This window comes from Phormidesmis sp. 146-12, from assembly GCF_052939495.1.
Genome location: NZ_JBJPHS010000020.1, coordinates 35,670 through 47,586, shown reverse-complemented (window position 1 = coordinate 47,586; position 11,917 = coordinate 35,670). Strand labels below are relative to the sequence as shown.

General features: G+C 50.8%; 7 protein-coding genes. 2 read left to right on the top strand and 5 right to left on the bottom strand.

All coding sequences use genetic code 11. The annotated features are described in order from the left end of the window. Position 1: 1 nt before the first annotated feature. The 5 genes from ACKFKF_RS11405 to ACKFKF_RS11385 all read right to left on the bottom strand — a co-directional run bounded on the left by ACKFKF_RS11405 (position 2) and on the right by ACKFKF_RS11385 (position 4,546). A complete protein-coding gene (locus tag ACKFKF_RS11405; protein WP_446867823.1) occupies positions 2–376 on the bottom strand; it encodes a hypothetical protein in 375 nt (124 codons plus the stop codon). Positions 377–520: 144 nt separating this feature from the next. Continuing rightward, positions 521–670 (bottom strand): type II toxin-antitoxin system YhaV family toxin, encoded by a 150-nt coding sequence (locus ACKFKF_RS11400; RefSeq protein WP_446867822.1) that lies wholly within the window; start codon positions 668–670, stop codon positions 521–523. Further along, complete coding sequence (locus ACKFKF_RS11395) at positions 663–968, bottom strand: hypothetical protein (protein WP_446867821.1); 306 nt, start codon at positions 966–968, stop codon at positions 663–665. The genes ACKFKF_RS11400 and ACKFKF_RS11395 overlap by 8 nt, the downstream gene beginning before the upstream one ends. Positions 969–1,343: 375 nt before the next feature. After that, the gene (locus ACKFKF_RS11390; RefSeq protein WP_446867820.1) at positions 1,344–3,095 is read right to left on the bottom strand and encodes an ABC1 kinase family protein; all 1,752 of its coding nucleotides are present in this window, start codon (positions 3,093–3,095) and stop codon (positions 1,344–1,346) included. Between the two features lie 296 nt (positions 3,096–3,391). Further along, the gene (locus tag ACKFKF_RS11385) at positions 3,392–4,546 is read right to left on the bottom strand and encodes a DegT/DnrJ/EryC1/StrS family aminotransferase (protein ID WP_446867819.1); all 1,155 of its coding nucleotides are present in this window, start codon (positions 4,544–4,546) and stop codon (positions 3,392–3,394) included. A gap of 483 nt (positions 4,547–5,029) precedes the next feature. Between ACKFKF_RS11385 and gltB the strand changes: the two genes are divergently transcribed. Both gltB and gltD read left to right on the top strand, forming a co-directional pair. Continuing rightward, entirely contained in the window at positions 5,030–9,664 is a 4,635-nt protein-coding gene (gene gltB / locus ACKFKF_RS11380) for a glutamate synthase large subunit (RefSeq protein WP_446867818.1), read from the top strand. 124 nt (positions 9,665–9,788) lie between these two features. Then, on the top strand, positions 9,789–11,273 hold the full coding sequence (gene gltD, locus ACKFKF_RS11375) for a glutamate synthase small subunit (RefSeq protein ID WP_446867817.1): 1,485 nt from the start codon (positions 9,789–9,791) through the stop codon (positions 11,271–11,273). The last annotated feature ends 644 nt before the right edge of the window (positions 11,274–11,917 follow it).

The window sequence follows — 11,917 nt, the reverse complement described above, 5'->3', positions numbered from 1 at the left end:
TCTAGCTTTCAAAGGAATCTAAATCCAGAGCAGCAGAACCGCCGCGATCGAGTTCTGCCAAAATTTTGCCCAATTGCCACCAGACGAGCCAGCCGATAAACACCGTTAAGGGAAGCGCGATCGCATAAGCCAGTTTTGCCGGGAAGCCAAAAATCTCCATCCCAGCGCTCAAAAAGACACAGGAGCCAGCCGCGATGCCCACAAAGGGAATGAGCAGTTGAAACCCTCGCATTCTGGCCAGGCTGCGCGTTGAGCGATTCTTTGACCATTCTTTGACCGAGAGCTTCAGCACCGAATCAAAGGCGAGACCAGAAGTCAGGCTGACAAATAAGCCAAAAGCCAGCAAAACGTAAGGAGGATCGGGAAAATAGTACACAGTAGATTAGGGAGAAAGATAGCCTTTACATCCTACCGTTAGAGCGATCGCCCGTCAAAGAAGCCATCGAAGGCAACCGTGACCAATCGTAAAGTAATGGAGTCTAGCTTGTCGATTCTCTTGGCTATATTGAGTCGATCTAATTCACAAATTAATGTCGCGCATCAAATCACTAATCGCTAAAGGAAACTTGCCGCTCCTGACCATTTTCTTAAAAACTTCATAGCAGTCCCTTCTTTTGTCGCCCTTTCTACGTGGAAAGCCTAGCCAAAGAAAAACAATACGCTTATTCAATCCGTACTCCTTTAACCAGTCGCTTTGCCTTAGCAAGCCTACTCTCTGTCAAAGGGATCATCTCAGATGGATTTGACTCCGCATCACTCGTTAAGAAAGCTGCAAATTCCTCAGATCTGTCAACTTTAGTCTTCTTGGCTTTAGCAGCTTGTTCTGTTACTTCCTGCTTACAATCTTCGGGGGTAACATCATGACTATCTACTAGGGTTTGGAATCCCATAGGTGAGTGCTTACGAATAACTCCAAAACTAAGGTCGAGCCTAAAGCCAGTTCCTTCAAAGAGATAAAAGCGTCCCATACATATCCCTACATCTTATGCGACACAAAAGACTCACCTGACATCCTGCAAAGTTAGCCTGATTTAACGTCAGTTCGATGAACGCTTCGCTTCGCTTTTAGATCCAGGAACGCCCCCTAAATCCCCCACGAGTGAGGGACTTTGAACCAGAATTCCTCTCTGAAAGTCCCCCAAAATTGGGGGGTTGGGGGCAGAAGTCGTGAACAACGAAGCGGAAAACCTCTTATCGAATTCACGTTAATTTAATAATAGCAGCGTGAAATCCATAGCCATCAGGGATGAGTGGGATCTACGAGTACTGTTACTAAATCCCAGTAGCGGTGGATCGCTTCAAAAAGTTGCACATTGCCTAGGCTAATTTTTTTAGGGCACTTTTTACAATAGATTCCCCTTTCCTTTCCCCGTCAAAGAAGCCATCGAAGGCAACAGAGCGGCAGTGCCTGCGGTCGAAAAATCAACCAGTGCGCCCAACGCTGCGTCAAATAAGCGGGCAGGCTTGATGTCATCTTTGATCAAATTCCACAGACGACGCACTTCTTCGGTGTGCAGGCGATCGTCTTCCGTCAAGGCAAGCAACAACTGCTGACGCAAAAATCTTCCTTCGTCCGAGAGAATGAATTGTATGCCAAGTTGAGCTGTGGGCAATAGGTCAAAGCCGCTGTCAGACCGGGCGATCGCGATCATATTCTCCAGGCGCTGCCACTGAAATTTGCCGCCTTTGAACAGCACTTCAAGCAGGCGACGACGCAGGGCAGGCGATTCTCCAGTTAGCAATCGACGAGCTACATAGGGATAGCCAATCTCTACGATCTTGAAGTTGGGATTTAGGGTTAGCGCCAATCCTTCTTGAGTGACGAGCGATCGAATGATCAGCGCAAATTTGGCTGGAATGCGAAACGGATACTCATACATCAACTCAGAGAAGCGATCGGTAATCGTCTTGAAGTTGAAATCTCGCACACTTTCGCCCATGATGTCGCCCAAAACAGACTCTAAAGCAGGGACGATCGGGTGAATGTCTACATCGGGCGTGAGAAATCCCAGGTTGACAAAATCTTTGGCGAGTTCGAGATAATCTTTGTTGATCAGGTGAACGACGGCATCGACCAGCGTTTCTTTAGCGCTTTCTTCTAGCTGATCCATCATGCCAAAGTCAATGAACGCCATCCGTGCATTCGGGAAGGCTTGACTCCCATTGACCGAAGGCGACGGAGCCACAGCGAATAGATTGCCCGGATGCGGATCAGCGTGGAAAAATCCATACTCCAACAACTGTCTCAGCCCAGCCGTCACCCCAATCCGAATCAGCGCATCGGTGTCGAGTCCGGCTTGTTGAATGCGATCGGTGTCCGTCAGTTTCAGTCCGTCGATCCATTCCAATATCAGCACTCGATTGGTACTGTAGCGCCAAAAGATGGAAGGCACTTTCACCGTGGGGTCGTTGCGGAAGTTGTGGGCGAACTTTTCGGCGTTGCGGCCTTCGTTTATATAGTCAATTTCTTCAAACAGCTTGGTGCCAAACTCGTCCACAATCAGCGTCAGGTCGTGCCCCAGATTGAGCGGTAGCCACGGTGAAATCCAGCCTGCGGCCCAGCGCATCAGCAGCAAATCAAGCGTGAGAATCGGCAGCAAATTGGGACGCTGCACCTTGACCGCAACCGTTTCGCCTGAGTGGAGACGCGCTTTATAGACCTGCGCCAAACTCGCGGCGGCCACGGGATCGGGAGAAATTTCGGCAAAAATATCGTCCAGGGTGTCGTCTAGCTGCGTCTCAACGATCCGAAAGGCAATTTCGTTGGGGAAAGGTGGCAGTTGGTCTTGCAGTTTCACCAGTTCGTCTAAAAAGTCTTGCCGGATCAGATCGGGACGAGTAGACAGCGCTTGACCGACTTTAATGAAGGTTGGCCCCAGGACAGTCAGAATATTTCTCAACTGAGCGGCCCGGCGTAGCTTGTTGGCTTCGACCTGATGTTGCCAATCGTCCCATTTCAGCCCAAGGATAAAGCCCAAAAAAAGTCCGGTGACTCTCAAAGCTCGCCAGATGGCTCTCCAGGGGCGATATCGATAATATTGGGCGATCGCCGCCGCGTCGTAGCGTTTTAATTGAGTGAGGGAAGTTTGACCCACGTTCTACACTGCCTTTCAAGACTAAAGTGGATGCCAGAGCATCAATAGCAGTCAGGCGCTTTTGAAGGTAGAACTTCTACGGCTACAAAAACAAGTGATTATCAAAAGTTACGGAAAGTTCCGACTATTATAACTGCTATTAATGTTTACTATTTGTTACCTTTTACCCAATTCTAGTATGGAAAACTACAACTTTCTTGCTTTAAATTTGATTGGTGCAATAGAGTCTCAAATCCTCATAAATGAGAAGATTTGACCATTTTGATGAATTTTTTTGCTCAAGAAATAGCATTGATTCAGGTTAAGCAATCTTTCAAACTGTAAACAACTTGATCCTGCTGGGCGATCGACAGTTCGGGAAACATCGGCAAAGAGAGCACTTCACGAGCCGCCCGATCGGAGTGAGGCAACTGACCCACCTGATAGCCCAAAGACTTGTAAATCGGCTGCAAATGGAGCGGCAGCGGATAATAGATCATCGAGTTCACGCCCTTAGACTGAAGCTGAGTGCGGAGTCGATCTCTTCGAGTTACCCGCAAGGGGTCGGGGTGTGAGAGGTTCCCTGGCTCGTCGTCTAGCACTCGAATCGTGTACTGATTCCAGACTCCTGTTCCGCCTGTGGGAGGTTGAGGAAGCACAATGCCCGGAATCGGACTGAGCAACTGATGATAGCGATCGGCCACCTTGCGTCTCTGCTGATTCCACTCGTCCAGGTAGCGCAATTTAATTTGGAGAATGACCGCTTGCACGGCATCAAGTCGGCTGTTTACGCCAAAGGCCTCGTGATAGTAGCCGCTTCTCCGCCCGTGGTCGCGCAGCATTCTCACCGTCGCCGCCATCTCTGGATTATTCGTCGTTACTGCGCCGCCATCTCCACAAGCGCCTAGATTCTTGGTGGGGTAAAAACTGAAACAGCCAATCTGCCCAATGCTGCCAACTTTCTGACTCGCCCAGTCTGCCCCGGTTGCTTGAGCGCAGTCTTCGATGACAAATAGATTGTGAGCTTGAGCGATTGCCATCAGTCGCGTCATCTCCACAGGCTGACCAAACAGGTGAACCGGAATAATGGCTTTGGTTTTGGGGGTGAGGGCCGCCTCGATCTGCTCCAGATCCAGGTTAAAAGTGGAAGGGTCGATGTCTACAAAAACGGGGGTGGCTCCTGCTTGACTGATTGTTTCCCCGGTGGCGACAAAGGTGAAGGGCGTGGTGATTACCTCATCTCCGGCTCCAAGGTTGAGGGCGCGTAGGGCGAGATAAAGGGCATCCGTCCCCGAATTGCAGGCTACACAGTCTGAAACTCCGATGTAGGCGGCGAGTTGCTGCTCAAAATTTTCAACGTTTGCGCCCCCAATATAACGACCAGAGGCCAGCACTTCTAAGACTGCCTGATTGATTTCTGCGCCGATCGTTTGAAACTGTTCGGAGAGGTCAAAGGGGGGAATGGTATTCACTCTTGCACCACAAGCTTTGGGCGTAAATCTGCTCTGATAAAGGATCTGATAAAGGAATTACAGGAGGAACTCCAGGATTCTCTAAGCAGTTAGACTGTAGAACTTTCTAATTGTTTCAACAAACCTGTGATCTGGCAAGACGGAACCTGAATCGATTCAAAAGAGGTTTGAAAAGAGGTTTTTGTGAGAATTGGTTTGATTGCGATCACCCAACCTGTGCGACAAAAGGAACGCTAATTCCTCAATTGTTGACGATCGATGACCATTCATTTAACTGAGGAAGCAATCTTGTAGAATCTGTAAAAGGGGGTGTATTCCTTTCTGTGGGGGATTTCTAAAGTTTTGCCGGAGTATTTTTCTCTACGCAAGATGGCGCAACAAAATGACAACTTTGTTAAGACAGACGGTTCTTGCTCAGAGTCGTTAGAGAATCCTATATCACCCTCTCGATCACATCGTCATTTGCTACGCCGAGGCTTCCTAATGAATATGAATGAACTGCCACCACAGCAGGGCTTGTACGATCCGCAGTTCGAGCATGATGCTTGCGGAGTTGGCTTTATTGTCCACATGAAAGGGGAAAAATCCCACGCGATCGTTGAGCAAGCCCTGACAATTTTAGAAAATCTGGAACATCGCGGTGCTTGCGGCTGTGAAACCAATACGGGCGACGGGGCAGGGATTTTACTCCAGGTGCCTCACAAGTTTCTCAAAAAGGTGGCGGCTGAGGTCGAGATTACCCTTCCTGATCCCGGTCAGTATGGGGTGGCGATGATCTATGGGTCGCCTGATCCGGTACAGCGAGAAAGGGGACGGCGGATTTTTGAGCAGATTGTCGCGCAAGAAGGGCAGAAGGTGCTTGGCTGGCGGGATGTACCGACGGATCATTCCTCAATGGGCGAAACGGCTAAATCGAGCGAACCGTTTATGCAGCAGGTGTTTATTGATCGCGCTGCTGACTTGGCGAATGATCTGGCGTTTGAGCGCAAGCTGTATGTGATTCGGAAGCGATCGCACAATGCCATTCGCGTACCGAGAATTGATCCATTTTGGTATCCCGCGAGTTTGTCATGCCGGACGATCGTCTACAAAGGCATGCTGATGACGGCTCAGGTGGGGCAGTATTATTCTGATCTGCACGATCCCGATCTAGAAAGCGCTTTGGGGCTGGTGCATTCTCGATTTAGTACGAATACGTTTCCGAGCTGGGAGCGATCGCATCCCTATCGCTACATTGCTCACAACGGCGAAATTAATACCCTGCGCGGCAATATCAATTGGATGAATGCGCGTCAATCGCTGTTTGAGTCGGAATTATTTGGCGACGATCTCAAGAAAGTGCAGCCTGTGATCAACGTCGAGGGGAGCGATTCCACCATTTTTGACAATGCGTTAGAACTGCTGGTGTTGGCGGGTCGATCGCTGCCGCATTCCGTCATGATGATGATCCCGGAACCGTGGATGGCGCACGAGTCGATGAGCGATGAGAAAAAGGCGTTTTATGAGTACCATTCCTGTTTGATGGAACCGTGGGATGGGCCAGCCTCGATCGCGTTCACGGATGGCACGATGATTGGAGCGGTGCTCGATCGCAATGGGCTGCGGCCGTCTCGCTATTACGTCACCAAAGATAACCTGGTGATCATGGCTTCTGAGGCAGGCGTGTTGGAGATTGAACCAGAACGGATTGCGCTCAAAGGTCGGCTAGAACCGGGTCGCATGTTCTTGGTGAATATGGAAGAGGGGCGGATTGTTGCGGATGATGAGATCAAAACTCAGATTGCCACTGAGCAACCCTACCGCGAATGGATCAATCAACACATGGTTGAACTGTCGCAACTGCAAGACGCACCTGTTTTAGAATCCGATCTGAATACGGTAATGCAGCGCCAGTTAGCATTTGGGTACACGTTTGAAGAATTGCGGTTACTCCTAACGCCAATGGCCAAAGATGGCGTTGAAGCCGTGGGTGCAATGGGAGCAGACACGCCGTTATCCGTTCTCTCAAATCGTCCGAAACTGCTTTACGATTATTTTCAGCAATTGTTTGCACAGGTGACAAATCCGCCGATCGATTCCATTCGTGAAGAAATTATCACATCGGCAGAAACCACGATCGGGGCAGAAGGAAATCTCCTCAACCCACAACCCGAAAGCTGTCACCTGATCGAATTGAAAACGCCCATTCTCAGCAATGCAGAGTTGGCGAAATTAAAACACGTTTCCGAAGGCAACTTTAAATCGGTGACGCTGCCCATGTTGTTCGATCCCAAAGCAGGTGCGGTCGGACTGGAGCAAGCGATCGAGTCGATCTGTTCTCAAGCCAATCAAGCGATCGCAGCGGGGGCAAATATTCTGATTTTGTCCGATCGCGATGTGGATGCCAATAACGCCCCGATTCCCTCGCTGTTGGCCGTTGCCGGACTGCATCACCATCTAATTCGTCAGGGCACTCGTACCAAAGTTGGGCTGGTTCTCGAATCGGGCGAACCGCGAGAAGTGCATCACTACGCATCGCTGATTGGCTATGGCTGTGGGGCGATCAATCCCTATCTGGCATTTGAAACGATCGAGGCGATGATTCGTCAAGGGTCGCTGGTTGGTGTTGAGTTCCCAACTGCGTGTAAAAACTATGTCAAAGCGGCGACTAAAGGCGTTGTCAAAGTCGCTTCCAAAATTGGAATTTCCACGTTACAAAGTTATCGAGGCGCACAGATTTTTGAAGCGATCGGTTTAAGCCAATCCCTTGTAGACAAGTATTTCTCCTGGACAGCTTCTCGTATTCAAGGTGCTGATCTAGAAGTGATTGCTCAAGAAGCGATTTTGCGTCATCGTCATGCGTTCCCCGATCGCGAAGTCAACGGTCACACGCTGGATGTCGGCGGCGACTATCAGTGGCGCAAAGAAGGCGAGGCGCATCTGTTTAGCCCGCAAACTATTCACACGCTGCAAAAAGCGGTACGAGAAGATCGCTACGACCTCTACAAGCAATATGCTCTTCTGGTCAACGAACAAAATCAACAGCGCTTTACGTTGCGGGGAATGCTGCAATTTAAGCCGCGTCAGCCCGTCCCGATTGAGGAAGTGGAATCGATCGAAGCAATTATGAAACGCTTTAAAACGGGCGCGATGAGCTACGGTTCGATTTCGCAGGAAGCGCACGAATCGCTGGCGATCGCAATGAATCGCATCGGCGGCAAATCCAACACGGGCGAAGGCGGCGAAGATCCCGATCGCTACACCTGGACAAACGATCGCGGCGATTCTAAAAACAGTGCGATCAAACAGGTGGCTTCGGGTCGATTTGGAGTGACTAGCCTGTATCTCTCTCAGGCACAGGAAATTCAGATCAAAATGGCTCAGGGCGCAAAGCCGGGAGAAGGCGGACAGCTACCCGGCAAAAAGGTCTATCCCTGGATTGCCAAAGTTCGGCACTCAACGCCGGGAGTGGGCTTAATTTCACCGCCTCCGCACCATGACATCTACTCGATCGAAGACCTCGCCGAGTTGATTCACGACCTCAAAAACGCCAACCGTTCCGCCCGCATCAGCGTCAAACTGGTGTCAGAAGTGGGGGTGGGAACGATCGCCGCTGGGGTTGCCAAAGCTCACGCCGATGTCGTCCTGATTTCTGGATTTGATGGGGGAACGGGCGCATCGCCGCAGACTTCGATCAAACATGCGGGGCTGCCCTGGGAATTGGGACTCGCTGAAACGCATCAAACGCTAGTCTTGAATAATCTGCGATCGCGGATCGTCATCGAAGCCGATGGTCAGATGAAAACAGGTCGTGATGTCGTTGTAGCAGCACTTCTGGGCGCTGAAGAGTTTGGATTTGCCACCGCTCCTTTGGTGACCTTGGGCTGCATTATGATGCGCGTCTGTCACCTGAACACCTGCCCCGTCGGCGTTGCGACTCAAGATCCCCAACTTCGCAAAAACTTTAGCGGCGACCCAGCACACACCGTCAACTTCATGAATTTCATTGCTCAAGAAGTCCGGGAACTGATGGCGCAGTTGGGTTTCCGTACCCTCAACGAAATGGTAGGACGCACAGATGTTCTGGAACCGCAGCAGGCATTCGCGCACTGGAAAGCCAAAGGTCTGGACTTCTCCAAGATTCTCTATCAGCCAGAAGTCGGGGACGATGTAGGGCGGTTTTGCCAGATTCCTCAAGATCACGGCTTAGAGAAATCGTTGGATATGACCGTCTTGTTGGAGTTGTGTGAGGAGGCGATCTCTTCGAGATACCCGCAAGGGGTCGCTTCCTCGACTCCCGTCAAAGCCACCCTGCCGATCCGAAATGTCAACCGCGCCGTCGGCACCATTCTCGGCAATGAAATCACCAAACGTCACTGGCAAGGCCTCCCCGAAGACACGATTCATCTTCACTTTCAGGGCAGCGCAGGTCAGAGTTTTGGCGCATTCGTCCCCAAAGGAGTCACGCTGGAGCTAGAAGGCGATGCCAACGACTACTTTGGCAAAGGACTGAGCGGCGGCAAAATTCTCCTCTATCCGCCCAAAGCTTCCACCTTCACCGCTGAAGACAATGTGATCATCGGCAACGTCGCTCTCTATGGCGCAACCTCTGGTGAAGTCTACATTCGAGGCATGGCAGGCGAACGGTTTGCCGTCCGAAATTCTGGCGTAAATGTCGTCGTGGAAGGCGTGGGCGACCACGGTTGCGAATATATGACAGGCGGCAAGGTGGTTGTTTTGGGCAAAACCGGACGCAACTTTGCAGCAGGCATGAGCGGTGGAGTGGCGTACATTCTTGATGAACAGGGCAACTTTGCGACTCGCTGCAACACCCAAATGGTCGGACTTGAGACGTTAGAAGACCCTGAAGAAATCGAGGCGCTTCGCCAACTGATCCAACGTCACGCGAACTACACTCAAAGCCAAAAAGCCGCTCAAGTTCTTGAGAATTGGAGCGACCCCTTGCGGGTATCTCGAAGAGATCGCATTCCTCAATTCGTCAAAGTCATGCCCAGAGACTACAAGCGAGTTTTGCAAGCCCTCAAGAAAGCCGAAGCAGACGGATTAAGCGGTGACGACGCACTGATCGCTGCTTTTGAAGAAAACGCCCGCGACCTCACGCGCATCGGCGGCAGCTAGATAGGACAACTAACTTTGATCTCTCTAACCTCTCTGCTAGAGCCTCTCTGCTGGAGAAATTTAGGGAAACTTTACCGACCATCTCTCACGGTTTTTCATCCCTCATCCTTCATCTCTCACTCTTATGGGCAAGCCAACTGGATTTATCGAATTTCTGCGCGAGTCTCCCTCAGAACGATCGCCCCTCGATCGCATTCACAATTGGGACGAGTTTCATTTGCCGATGCCTGAAGAGAGTCTTCGGATTCAGGGCGCACGCTGTATGGACTGTGGCATTCCCTTTTGTCATACAGGAACGGTGATCAGCGGCATGGCCAGCGGCTGTCCGGTGAATAATCTGATTCCGGAATGGAACGATCTGGTGTATCGCGGTCTGTGGAAGGAAGCGCTCGATCGCCTGCACAAAACCAACAATTTCCCAGAATTTACGGGTCGAGTTTGTCCGGCTCCCTGTGAAGGGGCGTGCGTTTTGGGCATCAACAATCCGCCTGTGACGATTAAGAATATTGAGTACTCGATCGTCGATAAAGGCTGGCAAGAAGGCTGGATCGTTCCAGAGCCGCCCACCAAACGCACCGGGAAAAAGGTTGCTGTTATTGGATCTGGCCCGGCGGGATTGTCTGCGGCCGCTCAACTGAATAAAGCTGGACATTGGGTGACGGTGTATGAACGCGCCGATCGTCCCGGTGGACTCTTGATGTATGGCATTCCCAACATGAAGTTGGACAAACAAGAAGTCGTGATGCGCCGTCTCAAAGTGCTGGAAGACGAAGGCGTGAAGTTCATTTGCAATACTGAAGTGGGAAAGGATTTGCCTGTTGAGACATTGCTCAAGGATTTCGATTCTGTCGTGCTGTGTACTGGGGCGACTCGACCACGGGATTTGGCGATCGACGGTCGTCACCTAAAAGGCATTCACTTTGCAATGGACTTTCTCACCGCCAACACCAAAGCCGTTTTGGATGGCAACCCGCCCGCAGACTTCATTTCAGCCGAAGGGAAAGACGTTGTAATCATCGGCGGCGGCGACACAGGAACGGACTGCGTAGGCACCTCCATTCGTCACGGCTGCAAGAGTCTCGAACAACTCGAAATCTTACCCAAACCGCCCACCGAACGCGCTGCTGACAACCCCTGGCCCGAATGGCCCAAAGTCTATCGTCTCGACTACGGGCAAGAAGAAGCGGCGGCTCAGTTTGGCGAAGATCCCCGTGGCTATTTGACGACGGCAACCCACTTTGAAGGCGACGAAGCCGGACAGGTGAAAGCCGTTCACACCGTGCAGGTACAGTGGGCGAGAACTGAAAAGGGACAGTTTATTCCCCAGCAAATTCCAGGCACCGAAAAGGTTCTTCCCGCGCAGCTTGTCCTACTAGCGATGGGCTTTCTCGGCCCCGAACAGCCCCTTTTGGATGCACTCGGACTGGAGCGAGATGCTCGCAGCAACGTCAAAGCTGACCACGAACAATACACGACCAGCATTCCAGGCGTATTTGCGGCGGGGGACTGTCGGCGGGGTCAAAGCCTAGTCGTTTGGGCGTTTAACGAAGGCCGCGGTGTGGCGCGTGAATGCGATCGCTATCTGATGGGCAGCACCGATTTGCCCTAGACTCTAAATCCAACAATCTCCAAAACTGTAGGGTGGGTCGAACTTTGCAAAACGCACCGATCTAAGTTAGCTGTGCGCTTCCATCGTTTGATATGCCCTACAGACAACGAGTTTTGATTCACGATCGTGAGCTTATACCAAATCAACCAACAAATGATACTCATAAAAAATCAGTTAATTAACCGATTTCTATCTCTTAGATTTGAAAAGAACCTATCAGGGAAGCCGTTTCAAAGTCCCCCAAAATGGGGGATTTAGGGGGCGAGGATCTGTATCAGTAACTAGTGGATTTGGTATTACTTGCGATCGTGAGGGGTGCGTTTCGTGCGGCCTAACTCCCTACGAGAAAGAGAGGTTTGCGGTTTCTCAAGGCGTGAGATTCTCGACACCTCAACTTGGGATTTCTAGCTCAGAATCCTTTAGGAGTGGAGAATTTGAGAGCAAAAGCGCTGAATCAGAGAATAGAAGCTTTTACTAGACGCTTTGTTTTGACCTCCAACTACACCAAAAGGATGAGGTCAAATAATTCGTACACGTAGTAGTATAATCAACGGATGATTTAGCTCTTTGGTGGGATTTCTCTTCATTCCCTAGCAGGTTGGACAAATCTTCCGCTTGTGCTAACTCAATAGCCTCTTCGTAGC